Annotated in this window: 23 protein-coding genes; 4 read left to right on the top strand and 19 right to left on the bottom strand. The window is 40.5% G+C overall.

What is annotated here, in order from left to right; all coding sequences use genetic code 11:
- Positions 1-183: 183 nt before the first annotated feature.
- Both MKY49_RS08965 and MKY49_RS08960 read right to left on the bottom strand, forming a co-directional pair.
- Positions 184-1,119, bottom strand: a complete 936-nt coding sequence (locus tag MKY49_RS08965; RefSeq protein WP_341386012.1) for a PD-(D/E)XK nuclease family protein — start codon at positions 1,117-1,119, stop codon at positions 184-186.
- A 12-nt stretch (positions 1,120-1,131) separates the two neighbouring features.
- Complete coding sequence (locus MKY49_RS08960) at positions 1,132-1,872, bottom strand: sulfite exporter TauE/SafE family protein (protein WP_312506293.1); 741 nt, start codon at positions 1,870-1,872, stop codon at positions 1,132-1,134.
- 93 nt (positions 1,873-1,965) lie between these two features.
- On the opposite strand from MKY49_RS08960, the gene MKY49_RS08955 reads away from it, so the two are divergent.
- On the top strand, positions 1,966-2,457 hold the full coding sequence (locus MKY49_RS08955) for a DUF1648 domain-containing protein (RefSeq protein WP_312506295.1): 492 nt from the start codon (positions 1,966-1,968) through the stop codon (positions 2,455-2,457).
- Positions 2,458-2,500: 43 nt separating this feature from the next.
- Here MKY49_RS08955 and MKY49_RS08950 read toward each other — a convergent pair whose 3' ends face one another.
- The 7 genes from MKY49_RS08950 to MKY49_RS08920 form a co-directional block, all read right to left on the bottom strand.
- Positions 2,501-3,130 (bottom strand): type 1 glutamine amidotransferase family protein, encoded by a 630-nt coding sequence (locus tag MKY49_RS08950; protein WP_322611719.1) that lies wholly within the window; start codon positions 3,128-3,130, stop codon positions 2,501-2,503.
- Positions 3,131-3,180: 50 nt separating this feature from the next.
- Positions 3,181-4,167 carry a helix-turn-helix transcriptional regulator gene (locus MKY49_RS08945; RefSeq protein ID WP_341386011.1) on the bottom strand — a complete coding sequence of 329 codons (987 nt, stop codon included), beginning with the start codon at positions 4,165-4,167 and terminating at the stop codon, positions 3,181-3,183.
- A 74-nt stretch (positions 4,168-4,241) separates the two neighbouring features.
- A complete protein-coding gene (locus MKY49_RS08940) occupies positions 4,242-4,895 on the bottom strand; it encodes a hypothetical protein (RefSeq protein ID WP_341386010.1) in 654 nt (217 codons plus the stop codon).
- Between the two features lie 8 nt (positions 4,896-4,903).
- A complete protein-coding gene (locus MKY49_RS08935) occupies positions 4,904-5,071 on the bottom strand; it encodes a hypothetical protein (RefSeq protein WP_274796777.1) in 168 nt (55 codons plus the stop codon).
- Positions 5,064-5,249, bottom strand: coding sequence for a hypothetical protein (locus MKY49_RS08930; RefSeq protein WP_274796776.1), 186 nt, complete (start codon positions 5,247-5,249; stop codon positions 5,064-5,066). The genes MKY49_RS08935 and MKY49_RS08930 overlap by 8 nt, the downstream gene beginning before the upstream one ends.
- 71 nt (positions 5,250-5,320) lie before the next feature.
- Positions 5,321-5,695, bottom strand: a complete 375-nt coding sequence (locus MKY49_RS08925; RefSeq protein ID WP_341386009.1) for a CPBP family intramembrane glutamic endopeptidase — start codon at positions 5,693-5,695, stop codon at positions 5,321-5,323.
- A 7-nt stretch (positions 5,696-5,702) separates the two neighbouring features.
- On the bottom strand, positions 5,703-5,927 hold the full coding sequence (locus MKY49_RS08920) for a hypothetical protein (RefSeq protein WP_341386008.1): 225 nt from the start codon (positions 5,925-5,927) through the stop codon (positions 5,703-5,705).
- Positions 5,928-6,115: 188 nt separating this feature from the next.
- Here MKY49_RS08920 and MKY49_RS08915 point away from each other — a divergent pair, with 188 nt between their 5' ends.
- Positions 6,116-6,808, top strand: a complete 693-nt coding sequence (locus tag MKY49_RS08915; protein WP_341386007.1) for a class I SAM-dependent methyltransferase — start codon at positions 6,116-6,118, stop codon at positions 6,806-6,808.
- 132 nt (positions 6,809-6,940) lie between these two features.
- On the opposite strand, the gene MKY49_RS08910 is transcribed toward MKY49_RS08915, so the two are convergent.
- From MKY49_RS08910 to MKY49_RS08900, 3 genes are all read right to left on the bottom strand, one after another.
- Positions 6,941-7,444: a hypothetical protein gene (locus MKY49_RS08910; protein WP_341386006.1), complete on the bottom strand. Its 504-nt coding sequence runs from the start codon at positions 7,442-7,444 to the stop codon at positions 6,941-6,943.
- Positions 7,445-7,483: 39 nt separating this feature from the next.
- Entirely contained in the window at positions 7,484-7,822 is a 339-nt protein-coding gene (locus tag MKY49_RS08905) for a hypothetical protein (RefSeq protein WP_341386005.1), read from the bottom strand.
- Positions 7,823-7,917: 95 nt separating this feature from the next.
- Positions 7,918-8,358: a GNAT family N-acetyltransferase gene (locus tag MKY49_RS08900; protein WP_341386004.1), complete on the bottom strand. Its 441-nt coding sequence runs from the start codon at positions 8,356-8,358 to the stop codon at positions 7,918-7,920.
- 112 nt (positions 8,359-8,470) lie between these two features.
- On the opposite strand from MKY49_RS08900, the gene pdxR reads away from it, so the two are divergent.
- Positions 8,471-9,853 carry a MocR-like pyridoxine biosynthesis transcription factor PdxR gene (gene pdxR, locus MKY49_RS08895; protein WP_274796770.1) on the top strand — a complete coding sequence of 461 codons (1,383 nt, stop codon included), beginning with the start codon at positions 8,471-8,473 and terminating at the stop codon, positions 9,851-9,853.
- A 39-nt stretch (positions 9,854-9,892) separates the two neighbouring features.
- Here pdxR and MKY49_RS08890 read toward each other — a convergent pair whose 3' ends face one another.
- The 7 genes from MKY49_RS08890 to MKY49_RS08860 all read right to left on the bottom strand — a co-directional run bounded on the left by MKY49_RS08890 (position 9,893) and on the right by MKY49_RS08860 (position 14,143).
- Positions 9,893-11,116 (bottom strand): GNAT family N-acetyltransferase, encoded by a 1,224-nt coding sequence (locus MKY49_RS08890; protein ID WP_312506315.1) that lies wholly within the window; start codon positions 11,114-11,116, stop codon positions 9,893-9,895.
- Complete coding sequence (locus MKY49_RS08885) at positions 11,113-11,844, bottom strand: AAA family ATPase (protein WP_274796768.1); 732 nt, start codon at positions 11,842-11,844, stop codon at positions 11,113-11,115. The genes MKY49_RS08890 and MKY49_RS08885 overlap by 4 nt, the downstream gene beginning before the upstream one ends.
- A gap of 740 nt (positions 11,845-12,584) precedes the next feature.
- Positions 12,585-12,983: a hypothetical protein gene (locus tag MKY49_RS08880; RefSeq protein WP_341386003.1), complete on the bottom strand. Its 399-nt coding sequence runs from the start codon at positions 12,981-12,983 to the stop codon at positions 12,585-12,587.
- On the bottom strand, positions 12,980-13,192 hold the full coding sequence (locus tag MKY49_RS08875) for a helix-turn-helix transcriptional regulator (RefSeq protein WP_341386002.1): 213 nt from the start codon (positions 13,190-13,192) through the stop codon (positions 12,980-12,982). Before MKY49_RS08875 ends, MKY49_RS08880 begins: the two co-directional genes overlap by 4 nt.
- A 135-nt stretch (positions 13,193-13,327) precedes the next feature.
- Positions 13,328-13,639, bottom strand: a complete 312-nt coding sequence (locus MKY49_RS08870) for a hypothetical protein (RefSeq protein ID WP_341386001.1) — start codon at positions 13,637-13,639, stop codon at positions 13,328-13,330.
- A 12-nt stretch (positions 13,640-13,651) separates the two neighbouring features.
- A complete protein-coding gene (locus MKY49_RS08865; RefSeq protein WP_341386000.1) occupies positions 13,652-13,807 on the bottom strand; it encodes a hypothetical protein in 156 nt (51 codons plus the stop codon).
- Positions 13,808-13,903: 96 nt separating this feature from the next.
- Positions 13,904-14,143: a hypothetical protein gene (locus MKY49_RS08860; protein ID WP_341385999.1), complete on the bottom strand. Its 240-nt coding sequence runs from the start codon at positions 14,141-14,143 to the stop codon at positions 13,904-13,906.
- A 373-nt stretch (positions 14,144-14,516) separates the two neighbouring features.
- On the opposite strand from MKY49_RS08860, the gene MKY49_RS08855 reads away from it, so the two are divergent.
- The gene (locus MKY49_RS08855; RefSeq protein WP_274796765.1) at positions 14,517-14,732 is read left to right on the top strand and encodes a hypothetical protein; all 216 of its coding nucleotides are present in this window, start codon (positions 14,517-14,519) and stop codon (positions 14,730-14,732) included.
- Positions 14,733-14,748 lie beyond the last annotated feature (16 nt).

Below are 14,748 nucleotides of genomic sequence, written 5' to 3'. Positions count from 1 at the left end.
GCGGGTTTCACACTTTTTGGAGCGCTTTCCACCCTTTTTGGAGCGCCACACCTGCTGTTTGGATCACCTCGCACCTTATTAGGAGCGGGTTTCACACTTTATCTGAGCGTTTCCTTTCATTTTGGAGCTTCTACACGTTTTCTTGCAGTTTGAAGTATTACAATACTATTTTAGTCACTTGCTTCATTTCTCCGCACATAACTCTCTAAAATTACAGCCTCGACAATGCCATTTATCTTGTGTTTGTTCAAAATCCTCGATGTCTACGGGCTCATTGGAGAAAATATCGGCCTGATACTTTTTCATTTCTAAAACACTGCGCTGGAAGGTATACAAAATATTCTCCATATCGATGTCTGTAAAACTATATTTCTTTCGTTTTCCTGATAATAAATACTCGTTATAGACCTCGATTTGTTCAAGTGATACACGGTATTTTTGCTGAACATAGTAGGCATAGAGCGCTAATTGCTGACGATCATCATCAGATTCCCCACCCGTCTTCCAGTCAACAATAACCCATTTACCCCTCAACTCGTCATAATAATGAAAGTCCATTACGACGAATACTTGGATGTCGTTGATTTTCATGGAGCGGAATTGCTCTGGTTCACCGATTCGGAGAGAACCTTTTTGTGCCGTAATCTGCTGGAATGTTTCACTCCTCAAAAAATGGTCAAAGACAATTTGTAAACGTTCTTTATAGTCCTGTATTAGTTCAGGAGGAAGTGTGCCATGATAGTAAATTTCCTGCATCATATAATATTTATTGGGCTTTTGCCGCCACCACTCTAGATGGCGTGTAGAATCAATAAAGGCCGCATTGAGCTGCCCTCGTGCGGATTGGATCAGCTCCTCTACCGTGGGAGCTTTGCTTGTTTGTAGATAATCATTAATGGCCTGCTCAATAAATCGGTGGACAATTTGCCCAAATAAAATAGGCATGGACTGTAGCTTTTTTAAACGATAAACATATTGATGAGAGGGCTCAACTTGATAGCTAAGCCATCCATTATGGGAAAAATAATATTCATAGCCATACTTGCGTGCGCAGCTTGTGAGCGTTTTATGACGCGATAACGACCATGAAAAGGTTGGGTACGGTGTAATTTCAAACATGACTATCGCCTCCTATAGCTGGTGGATAAAATCATAGACAAGCTGGACGATCAGCACAATCGTAACGATACGCAATAAAAGCTTCACTTGATTGGCTTTAACTTTTCTTGCAAGGACAAGCCCAATTTGTGCACCAATTGTAGAGCCGACCATTAAAATAAGTGTTAACGGCCACTCTATTTTTCCTGTAGCAATATACGTAATCGCTGCTCCAGAACACATGGCAAAAACGCCCACCCGTGAAAGACCTACCGCTTTGATATAGGAAATCTTCTCATGTGCATATGTATAAAGTGCCAATGTGCTACTCCCTGGGCCAAACATCCCATCATAAAAACCAACTCCAAGAAGAATTGGACCATTTTTTCGATTCATTGTAAAGCGCTCTTTTTCACCAAAATCAGCACCACCCATAAAGGACATAATCAGAGCAAAGCCTAATAAAATAATGGCGATGAGCGTTAAAGTTTGACTACTCATTAACGAAGCAAAAAGTCCGCCAAGTGTACCTCCTACTAGGGATACAAGTAAGACCGAACGCATTTCTATCCAAGCCAATTCTTTTCGTTTGTAAATTGAATAAAAACTTGAAAAGGCACTCACCATATTGGACACTTTATTAGCGCCAATTGCTGAATGAACGGGAACTCCCATGAGCATCATCGTTGGTAATGTAATTAAACCGCCGCCACCAACTAATGTTCCAATGATATTCCCGATGATGCCAATTAGTAAAAACAACAAGTATTCCATAGTATCCTTCTTTCTCTAACCCATAAGCAATCATTCTATGATACAGTATAACAGATTGTTATTTTGAATGACGTTGGAAATGGGGGGGCACGGATGCACACACAACAAAAAACACCAACACCACGCTTTTGTCACCAGCTGACAATCATTGTGACTACTATTTTTATAGCGGGGATTACGGCTACATTGATCCAATATCATAAGCTTCCTGCAACAATCCCTGTATTACAAAGCTTTACAAGTGAGCAAGCCCAGTTCGGACCAAAAATTGCTATTTTTTATTTACCCTTTATCGCACTGATGCTGTTTTTACTTTTACATTATTTAGAAATGAAAGCTGCTTATCCCGTTATGCGGAAAAAGAAAGCGCCGCTGTCACATCAACAACGGCAAAATGGTATCATCACTTTTTGTCTCATAAAAAATAGTATTTTATTGTATTTTACCTATTCCCTTTTCAATGACCTTATGGTGGCATTGGGACACGAACGAATTTTACAGCAGTGGCATGCTTATCTATTTTTATTGTTATTAAGCGGGATCTTTATTGCAGGGATCTTACGAGGCTTTTTGCTAGATAAATAGAGAGCATGTTTTCAAAAATAACATGCTCCTCTTCAACTAGTCGTTATTCAATGGATGTCATTAGTTCATAAAAGTATGATTTCTCCCGCGTTTCATAAAGCTTATACCAAGCGTGTAAGGTTTCCGTTGTAAAAACATCAAGTTGCCTCAAAACATGGTAGGCAAATTCCAACGGAGCAATTCCCGATGCCGTTACTAAGTTCCTTTCCGTTACGGCTGGCTCCTGGTTAAAATGTTCATCCCCGATATATTGTGGACAAAGCATCTTCAAGTATTCGAGATCGTTACTCGTATGTTGTCTTGTATCAAGCAAACCAGCCTTTGCGAGACCAATCGTTGCACCACAAATTGCAGCTACAAAAACTTCCTCATTCAACGCTTTTGAAACCATGTGCAACATAGGATCATGAATAGACTCTAGCCATGTATTACCTCCAGGAAGAATCAAGAGATCCATGCGATTCAAGTGACATTCAGCAATAGTAATAGTCGGGAGTATCGTGATGCCTCCCATTGTCGTAACAGGACTTCTATCAATTCCTATCGTCATCACCTCTAAAGGCTCTAACCCCTTTTTAAAATACCTACCTGAATTTAATTCCGCCATCAAATACCCGATCTCCCAATCTGCCATCGTATCAAAAACATAAAGATATACTTTTCTTGTTTGCATAACTAAACACTCCTTCTATTGAATGAAACTATGCTTAGTATAAAAAAACTTTACTGACATTCTCCGTCAGTAAAGTTTTCGTTTTCATAAAAATCTATCAGCTCCTTTAGAACGTCAATCATTTTTTGCTTTAGACTTATCGGTTCTATTACTTGGATCGATTTTCCATAGGGGAATAGTAAATTAGGTACATATGTATGTAACGCTTCTTCATCTAATAAAAATATCGCTTTCTTCGAGGTGCGTTCTTCGAGGTGATACCTTAATAACCAATGCTGACAGATAGCATCCACCGCACTTGTCTTTCCACAAATGATGAAAGACACATGGTTCCGTTTGTCTTCTGCTTGTGGAAGAAGACTTTTCATAAAAAAATCACTGGCCGAGAACGATTGTGGTCGTTGAAAGGGTATGACTGTTTGATGCAGACTAGTAATTCGGCCAACTTTAAAATTACGAATTTCATTTCTTACATGACAAAATGCAACAACATACCAGTTTTGATTCCAATAAACCAAACCATATGGATTAATCATCCTATGTTTAGGTTGTTTTTCATTATTTGTATGGTATTCCATTTTAATCGATGTTTCGTTCACTATACTGTCTTCTAATTTTTTTAATAGCGGCTCCAATGAAGATTCAACGGGACCAATTATCTCGAAACCTTGTAAATGTTGCTGAATCATTTTTTCCTGCTCTTGATTTGAATGCATCGTAAGTTTTGTTGTTGCACTATTTAACGCTTCCTCTAAAAAGTAGCCAGCTTCTTTTGCAAAGATAGCAGCATGAAGTAATGCCGCTTTCTCATCAACATCAAAAATAAGAGGGCTTTTAATAAAATTATTCAACAGGGTATATCCCCCATGATGACCTGTTTCAGCTATAATCGGCACACCACTGGCAGAAAGTGAATTAATATAGCGGTAAACGGATCTGATATTCATCTCTAATTTTTTAGCTATTTCTTTCGCGGTTATTTTCCTGCCTGAATTCAACATCCATAAAATCTGCATCATATGATCCATTTTAGACAAACATTTTCACCTCATCGAATTATTTATTATTCATGGTGGTTCCTGACACAAAAACAGGCTACCCGATACCGTCATCAAGTAGCCCTTGGGATTATGCCTTCATTCACCCATTCTTCTTCCATATGTTTAAAATTATGTAATAAGCCATATTTCTGTATGCCACGTGCCTGATCAATACTAGCATCGGCCAATTGGCGAAACTTTGCACGATCATTTATTGTGTAGGCATAGACCGCTTCCACAGCAGGTTGCATCCAAGGCTGTGTTAATTGATCACTTCTCATATCGGCTGTTCGCCCTTCAAGAGCAGCAATATAGCATTGGGCATAGCTTGTTAAAGGCTCCTTCTCTATTTTCGCTGCTGCTACTTTTGCGGCACCCAAATTGTCCTCCATGATCGCCTTAATAAATAGATAATTATATTTAATAGCTGGTTGCTTATAATGATGGATGATGACATCGATGGCATCAAGCTGTTCCTGTTTCGTCCCATAAGCAGATGCATAGAGCGCAGCAAAGATAGGTTCCTTTCTATGATTTTTCACCCATTTATCCACCTGCTCCATATTATTTGTTCGATATAAAATATGTATATGACGGTAAATCATTGCCATTGCAATCACAGCAAATAGCCCAAGTGAGATAGATAAGCGCACACCAGCTAATGACAAAGTGATCGCTAAAACAATAATCGCTAGATAAAACAATGTTAGTTTAGCTATTTTCATAAGACCTCCTACTGTAATTTCTTGCGCATTTTCCGAGAAAAAATAAAGCCAGCCCCCACAAAAAAGATAAGAGCCATCACTTTCATGATAGGAATAATAAACAGCTTGCTAATAAGGAATACAACGACTACATAATAGACCACCATTGCCAACAAAAATAACGTTAGCTTATTCACGCGATCCCCTACTTTCCTTTAGTGCCGCCTCAATCGCAGCTAATGCTTTCGGCCCCATCCCATGTAAATGAGCTAACGTTGAAAGGTCGACTTTATCTAGCTGCTGCCATTCTGTATAGCCTGCTGCTTGTAAGGCACGAATTGCTGGTTTTGCAACACCCTTCGGCCACTCTGTCATATTTGCACGTCCCTTCACGACATTTTCTTCTCTGCCTATTATGCAAGTGACAGCCAAGAAATGCAAATAAGTCAAAATAGGAACATAAAGAAGCCTGCCGCTAATAGATTCCCAATAGCATGAATCGTCCAGCTAGCTACGATGGAGCCTCCAGCTAGCCGTTCATTCATCCACCCCATCACATAGCCCGCGAGTCCTGTACATCCTACTACTAGCAGAATAATATGGACAGGAAGCACCGACCAAAGCATAGCCCCATGAACACTACCAAAAACGATGCTTTGAACTATATTCCCAGCATGAAAACCAAACGAATTAGCTAGCCTTTTTAATAAAAAGCCACGGAACAATAGCTCCTCTGACAGAGCAGTTTGAATTACGGCGTATAAAAGTGCTGGTATGACCGCTGCAAATCCAAGTCCAGCAAATTGATTGGGCGCTAGCAAAGAGCTATCAATATAAAAATAGACGAGCGGCAGAGTTAGGCACTAGTAACACAACAATGGATAGGACAAAGAACATGGCGTACCTTCTCTTATTCTCAATAATAGGCTTTCGCAATCCTAGCCACGTAAGAAAGGACTGTTTCTTTTTCGCTGTGCAAAACCACCAAATAAATGGAATAATGGAAAACAACATCACTTGTAGAATTGCACTAATCAAGTTTTCGAAAATCATATGATTTCTCCCCCTGTCTACTACAAGGATAGGATAAAATCCCATTATTTTCAATCTCTTTTAATATTACTCATAAAGTTATTCATTAAAGAAGCCTTCCCTTTTGTTCTTTTGCTCATTTTCAGTTATACTCAATTACGGATAATAAAGATCTATAATATACACAATAAACATTGGAGGCCATTACGATGAATAAATTATCGACACATTTATTGGAGAAGGCACAAACCTATGAGCAAAGCACTCGTATTTCGGTACCTGCCTATGACACATTATTTGCCGTGACACAAGCCTACTTCCGTGCTCAGCTAGGTAAACAAGAAGCATCCCTGCTTGTCATAGGAGCTGGCGGAGGCAATGAGCTTTCAGCTTGGGGACCTACAAACCCTCATTGGACATTTACAGGGATTGATCCAGCTGAGGAAATGCTTCAAATCGCGCAACATAAAGCCGCACAACTCGGACTCGAAGACCGTGTCCAATTATTACAAGGAACCATTGACAACCTGCCATCCAATACGTCGAAATTCGATGCGGCCAGTTGTATCCTCGTCCTTCATTTTATAGAAGATCGACAGGAAAAACTGAACCTACTAAAAAACATACACACCCGATTAAAACCAGGAAAACCCTTTGTCCTCGCCTGTGCCTACGGTGAACGTGAAAGTGAAGAACTACAAGATCGCATCAAAATATGGCAAAGCTTCTTTTTAGAGGCAGGTTACAAAAAAGAAAAGGTAGAAAGTATGGGCAAAATCATTATGAATATTTCCTTCATTTCCGCTCAAGAAATCGAGCAACTACTACAAGAAGCCGGATTCACACATATTACCCGCTTTTTCTCCTCCGGCCTTTTCGCAGGATGGATGAGCCAAGCCTAAACAAAAGAACCCGCTTTTATGGCGGGTCCTTTTTTGGGATGCCGAAGTAACTTTATTGTGGATGGATTTCCTTTGAATTGTGTTGGATGGGTCGCTTTGCTAGGTTTGTGAGCGGTGGCCTTACTTTTATGATCATTTCTCTCTTTGGAGCGGGTACCTCACTTCTATGGTCACTTCTGAATCATTTACGAGCGGGTTCCTCGCTTCTTTGATCACATCCGACTCACTTTGGAGCGGGTTCCTCGCTTTTATGATCACTTCTGACTCATTTATGAGCGGACTCCTCGCTTCTTTGATCACTTCCGACTCACTAACGAGCGGACTCCTCGCTTTTATGATCACTTCCGACTCACTTTGGAGCGGGTTCCTCGCTTCTTTGATCACTTCCGACTCACTTTGGAGCGGGTTCCTCGCTTTTATGATCACTTCTGAATCACTTATGAGTGGGTTCCACGCTTCTTTGATCACTTCCGACTCACTTTGGAGCGGTAGCCTCCCATTTTGGATCACTTCCGACTCACTTACGAGCGGACTCCCCGCTTTTATGATCACTTCCGACTCACTTTGGAGCGGGTTCCTCGCTTCTTTGATCACTTCCGACTCACTTTGGAGCGGGTTCCTCGCTTTTATGATCACTTCTGAATCAATTTATGAGCGGACTCCCCGCCTCTTTGATCACTTCCGACTCACTTTGGAGCGGTAGCCTCCCATTTTGATCACTTCCGATTCATTTATGAGCGGACTCCTCGCTTCTTTGATCACTTCCGACTCACTTTGGATCGGTAGCCTCCCATTTTGGATCACTTCCGACTCATTTATGAGCGGACCCTTCGCTTCTTTGACCACTTCCGACTCACTTTGGAGCGATAGCCTCCCATTTTGGATCACTTCCGACTCACCTACGAGCGGACCCTTCGCTTCTTTGATCACTTCCGACTCACTTATGAGCGGGTTCCTCGCTTTTATGATCACTTCTGAACCACTTATGAGCGGGTTCCTCGCTTCTTTGATCACTTCTCTCTCACTTTGGAGCGGAGTCCTCGCATTTTTTGAATACTTCCCCAACTGTTATAAGGAATACCCTACGCTAATTGAACACCCCCTATTTATCACCAGTAAATACTGTAATAATAAACACTTTCATCAATCGTCATGCCTAGTTTTTCATAGAGCTGCTGGGCATTGACATTATCTTTCGCTGTTTCGAGCATCATGTATCGGGCAGCTTCCTGTTGGCAATAGGCGGAGCATTGTTCCATTAAAGCTTGAGCGACGCCTTGCTTCCTGGCATGTTGCGCCACAAATAAATCATTTAGTATAAATGCTCTTTTCATAGCTACAGATGAAAAAATAGGGAATAATTGCGCAAACCCTACTGGCTCCTGCTCCTGGTACGCGAGAAAAATAATGGACTCCCCATTTTCCACACGTTCCTGAATAAATTGCTCGGCCTTCGTTATATCAGATGGCTGGCCATAAAATTCTCGATATGCATTAAATAATGGTACAACTTCCCCTATTGTTGATTTTGTTACGATACTAATTTTCATGCTTCTATTCCCCATTTCTTTTTCATTGACGTTCTTGTATGATAGTAATAAAAAATCTGACATTTCAAAAGAAACAGTTTCTAAAATTTCAACATGTCAAGGCGGTGCACAATTGGACGACTTTATCTTTTTATTAACAGAGAATGAGGCAAAGTATAAACAGGTTTATCAGCAAATTAAAGCACTTATTACACAAGGGGCACTGAAAACAAACGACTCTCTACCATCCATTCGTAAACTAGCAGAAACTTTACACGTTAGTCGTAATACCACGCTAACTGCATATGAACAGCTTGTGGCAGAAGGCTATATTCGCGGCGAGGGGCGGAAGGGCTATTTTGTGAATGCGTTGGAGCAGGTTTTCTTACAGGAGCAGATAGACCCGATTATTTCACAGACCAAATACCATCTCCCCTCCATCGTTGTAGATTTTCGAGCAGGAGCTGTTGATCAACAACATTTTCCTTTGAAAACATGGCGCCAAATAGCCAATCAAGTATTATTGGATTCATCATGCTATCAATATGGGGAATTGTTTGGAGATTCATTGTTAAAGGAGCAGCTTGTTCAATACCTCCTACAAGCAAGGGGCGTTTCGACAACGATTGAAAATATCATTATTGGCAGTAGCACGCAGCAAATGCTCCTGCATCTTGGCTTTTTATTAAAAGACCATTTCCCAAGTATCCTTCTGGAGGACCCTGGCTATAACGGGGCACGAGAGGCTTTCCAATTACATAATTTTCATATAGAGGCATTGCCGGTAACAGAGTCTGGTGCACAGCTCAACCTATTAGCTGACAGTCCATCCCGTCTACTCTATGTCACCCCGTCACATCATTTCCCGTACGGTGTTTCTATGAATATTCAACAGCGACAGACTCTAATACAGTGGGCCCAACAAGTCGATGGCTTTATTCTAGAGGACGATTATGATGGTGAATTTCGTTATGCGCAACAGCCATTTCCTGCACTGGCATCGATCGACCCTTCTCGGGTAATTTATTTAGGCACTTTCTCCAAATCGTTTCTGCCAGGAGTTCGATTAAGCTATATGGTGCTACCGAATATGCTTGTTCAGCCATTTAAAGAACGCTTTGCTCATTTTGAACAAAATGCTTCATCCCTCCATCAACGCACAATGGCACATTTTATGGCACAAGGGGAATGGACACGCCATATTAAAAGGATGCGCCTGACCTACAAACAAAAAATGCAGCGCCTTGTTCAGGAGCTACAACAACAATTGGGTGAGCAAGTCACCATAATAGGCGAGCAATCAGGGCTCTATGTTTTGGTGAAAATAAAGTCTGCACTTTCGGAGCAACAGCTCATCGAACAAGCAGAATCCTGCGGTGTTAAAGTATACCCAACCAGTCCGTTTTTTCATCAACAAGCAAAGGAGACACCGATGCTGCAATTAGGTTTTAGTAAGTTAACGATGGAAGAAATCAAGCTTGGTGTTGAACTGTTGAAAGAGGCCTGGCAGCCATAACAATCCACGTTATGGCTCCTCCTCTACACATGATACGGCTTAAAAATAATCAATAAATGTCGGAATACCAACGGGTAATACGGCCTCTAGTAGGTCAATTTCCTCGGGACGTCCTTGTAAACGTTCGATTTTCTCTAAATAACGTGGACGTTTATAGCCTAACAGCATAGTAGCCAATGTTTGCACTGTTAAATGAACAGCACTATCATTCAAAGTCTCACTCACTTTTTGGACAGAAACCTTACCATCTGCCATTTTAATGATGTATGTTCCATTATTCCAAGCCACAATGCGATCAGTGACCGCAAGCTGAAGCTCAAAATCATGACCGACAAATGGATAACGCAACAAAAACTCTTTAACATCGACAATTCTCGCCATGAAATAAGGAGAGACCTTTTGAATAATTTCACTGTCCTCTAATAAAAAGGCAACCGCTTCATTTCCCGTTGTTTTCCCGTAGACATTATAAACCATCGAACTATGAGCCGAGACGAAATTCCATAAGCCTTTACGAGCCTCTTCCTGCAAATAAACGATTTCATCAATGTAATAGTTTTCTTCCATAATACGATAAAACATGTAGCCTTGTGCTACATCGTCTTCATCATAATAGACAGCTGCCTGAAGATTGACATCACTGTCAATGAATTTCTCCTCCCAGAAATCCTCCTGAAATTTCTCATTCCAGGCAATACTATTGCGCACCATCACCCCATGCGTTTTCTGGGCATAGCGTGCATAGATATCCACAACATCCTCATGCTTCGGATCCACACGACGAATTTTCCCGTTAAGCCCAGCATAATGAGGAAGCTGCGTATCCTTCACCTGAAATTCCACAATATCACTCATAATTTCCCACCCCTTTTTACGGTAATACGGGATAGAATATGGAAATAAATAGGATATACATTGACCTTCATTACGCATTCTTTGTAAACTTTCAATAATTAAGCTCTCCATTAAGCCATGACCTGAGTATTCTGGGTATGTCCCAACTGCTGTGATGCCACCCATTTCGTAAATCTTGCCATGTACATTAACCTCAAAAGGCAAACTTAAAATTTGCGAAACCAAGTGGGACCCATCAAACCATCCGATGGCATGCCCCTCATTAAACTGCTTACTCTTAGCATTTACAAAACGGCGATCCTTGTGAATGGACATAGACATTTGAAAGACATAATTCAGTAAATCAATGGACTGTGCCATTTCGTCTAATCGAATTTCTCGCATGACTAAGCCTTTTCGTTGATTCATGATTCCCTCTCCTCATCAAATAACTCACTTAAAATGGTTTGTGGTGCATCTAAAAAACGTTTGGTAACAATGTAATGAATGGTATCTTCATAGCGTATCGGTTCAATTGCCTCATCATCAAAACTATAAATCGTCGCATTCGGATAGCCCAGTAAAATTGGTGAGTGCGTAGCGATGATAAATTGTGCCTCATGCTCTAAGTCCTTCATAATTTTCAGCAGGCTTAATTGTCTTGTTGGAGATAAGGCTGCCTCAGGCTCATCCAATAAATAGATCGCTTTCCCCTTAAACCGATTCATAAATAATGCCAGAAAAGATTCACCATGGGATTGGTGGTGTAGGGATTTGCCCCCAAAAGCGGCATATTTATTCGGATGGTATTCTAACAAATCAATATGACTGGCAAATTGATAAAATGTTTCCGATCGAAGAAAAAACCCATTCGAAATCTTCGGCAACCACGACAAACGAATATAGTCCCCCAGTGAGGATTCTGCCTTATGTACTTCATATAAATTTTGACGACCACCACCCGCCGTATTAAAATCACAGCGATCCGCAATCGCCTCCAGTAATGTTGATTTCCCCGACCCATTTTCCCCAACAAAGAACGTCACATTTGTCGGAAACTCCAGCTCTTGTAAATCCTGCAAGCTTGGAATGTTAAAAGGATACATCTGTTTATTCGGAATGGTATCCTGTAACACCTTACATGATTTTAAATACATCTTATTTCCTCCTTTCTCTTATTATAACGAACAATATCAAAGCTGAAACGTCATCACGCTGCCTCTTAGATAAAAAAGAAGTAAGAATAGTTAAACAAATCATAAAGTCACTATTTTTCCTATAGATGCCCCTTAGAAGTTGCGGTAACAAAGGTGCTCTATTTTGACCATTCCGTAAGAGATATTTCCCGAGAAATAAATAAAAAATATGTCGAAAGTTGCAATTACAAAACGTAAAAACATGTCATATTTTTGATTTTCATATAAATTAATTTACGGCTAACCTTCTTTGACTTGATTACCCGGCAATTTATAAAGGCGTTAATGATCTGATTCAAAAAAAGGTTCAATACCTATTTCTATTAATAAATATTTTCGATGGCTACGATTACCTAGAAGGAGCTGTTTGGGAATCAAAATTACCTCTCGTAAGCGCTTAAAAATAGTCGGATTATGTTCAGGAAACCATTCCTCATAGCTGATCCCCTTATTGAGCTCAATAAGGAAATTCTTTTTCTATCTGTTCGTGATGTTCTAATAGGGCATAAAGATAATCTTTAAAGCGATAATAACGCTTTTGATCGAAAGGATTCGCACTCCATTTTTTATTTTCCTCCCACTCTTTTACTGGCTGAAAAACTTGACAATAACCCGTTTCCCAAGTCCCCAACATACAAGTAAATGCGGCAATCGCATATTTCCTAGTTTCGAAATCATGATGTCCAAAATATTTAACTCGGTTAACTATATTTTTTTGAAACAACATACTCAGTAATTGGCATCGTTATCCAAGCAAGAGCTATTACAACGACTAGTGGGATATTTTTTATGTCATTCATTGCAGTTACTCTTTCTGAAATCACTAAAACAATAATCATTAATAACAGTAGAAGGTAATAACTTATTTTTGAACTAACTAGTGTGATATGTTTTTCTAACTCATCTTTTTTCCTTTCTTGTTTTCCATTCATATCTCCCCAAGTAATAGATTGGAATAAGAGACCAATTCCTAAAAATACAAATATAATGGTTGTGGGATTAATGATTTTTTCGTTGATCCATTGATATCCCCCGTATCCCCCAACCGAAGTAATAATAACTAAAGAACCAATTAAACTTACCTTTTTAATAGTCGTCACTTTTTCTCATTCCTTTCGTATGTAAATATAAACAATTCCTCAATAGAAGCATCTAATATATATGACAATGTAAAAGCTAACTCTAAACTCGGGTCATATTTATTATTTTCAATGGCATTGATTGTCTGCCTTGTGACGTTACAAAGATCCGCTAGTTTGCCCTGTGAAAGACTTTTTTCTTCTCTATATATCTTTATTTTATTTTCCAATTTAACAATCACTCCAGTTCGGGGTGTAAAAGATCTTTTACATCTTGATCATAAAATAAGACAAACAAGGTGTCAAATATATTTGACATCTTGTTTACCTCATAAGTAGTTGTCTTTTGTTTTATCTATAAATTTTTATATTAAATGGAGTTTTCTAAAATTGTCCCATGAGTGCATTTGAGTAAGGACTCTCATGCTATGATCACCTTGGCCTCCTGTTCGAGCGGTTACCTTCGCTTTAGGATTACCTTGACCTCCTGTTCGAGCGGGTTCTCTCACTTTATGATCACTTTGGCCTCCTGTTCGAGCGGTTACCTTCACTTTAGGATCACTTTGACCTCCTGTTCGAGCGGGTTCCCTCACTTTATGAGCACCTTGACCTACTTTTCGAGCGGATTCCTTCACTTTGTGATCACCTTGGCCTTCTGTTCGAGCGGTTACCTTCACTTTAGGAGCACTTCAACCTTCTGTTCGAGCGGTTACCTTCACTTTAGGATCACCTTGGCCTCCTGTTCGAGCGGTTACCTTCACTTTAGGAGCACCTTGGCCTCCTGTTCGAGCGGGTTCTCTCACTTTATGAGCACCTTGACCTCCTGTTCGAGCGGTTACCTTCACTTTAGGAGCACTTCAACCTCCTTTTCGAGCGGGTTCCTTTACTTTAGGATCACCTTGACTCCCTGTTCGAACGGTTGCCTTCACTTTAGGAGCACTTCAACCTCCTTTTCGAGCGGGTTCTCTCACTTTAGGATCACCTTGGCCTCCTGTTCGAGCGGTTACCTTCACTTTGTGATCACCTTGGCCTTCTGTTCGAGCGGTTACCTTCACTTTGTGATCACCTTGGCCTTCTGTTCGAGCGGTTACCTTCACTTTAGGATCACCTTGGCCTCCTGTTCGAGCAGGTTCTCTCATTTTATGAGCACCTTGGCCTCCTGTTCGAGCGGTTACCTTCACTTTAGGAGCACTTTGACCTCCTGTTCGAGTGGGGTCCCTCTCTTTATGATCACCCTTGACCTCCTGTTCGAGCGGGTTCCCTCACTTTAGGATCACTTCAACCTTCTGTTAGAGCGGGTTCCCTCTGTTTATGATCACCTTGGCTTCCATTGCGAGCGGTTACCTTCACTTTAGGATCACTTTGACCTCCTGTTCGAGCGGGTTCCCTCACTTTTTGATCTCCGTGGCCGCCATTGCAAACGGATTCCCTCAGCTTATGATCAACCTGGCCGCTATTCCAGCGGTGATTCATTTGACCACCTTAACAAAAGTTCTATATCGACTCCGTCGTTCATAAAGTGAGTAACAATCAAATGTTAGAAGGAGAATCGTGATGTTTGTGACTCATTTTTATGAAAACAAGACGTCCGTTTTAAGTCAGTTGCTCGTCAAACTCCCTGCTGCGGAAGAGGATATTCGGATTAAAGGGCGCAAGGCAAAGGTAGTTGAGGTGCTTCAGGTTGATGATAACAATTTTCATGTGAAGATTATTTTCGAAAAAATTCCTAAAAAGCAACCTGTTAAAGAACTTGGAAAGAAAAAGAGATAATACTTCACAATAGGTT

The sequence above is a fragment of the Lysinibacillus sp. FSL M8-0134 genome, assembly GCF_038069745.1.
In the GTDB taxonomy this organism is placed as follows: domain Bacteria; phylum Bacillota; class Bacilli; order Bacillales_A; family Planococcaceae; genus Lysinibacillus; species Lysinibacillus irui.
The sequence above is the reverse complement of the archived record's forward strand: the minus strand, read 5'-3'. Positions and strand labels throughout refer to the sequence as shown.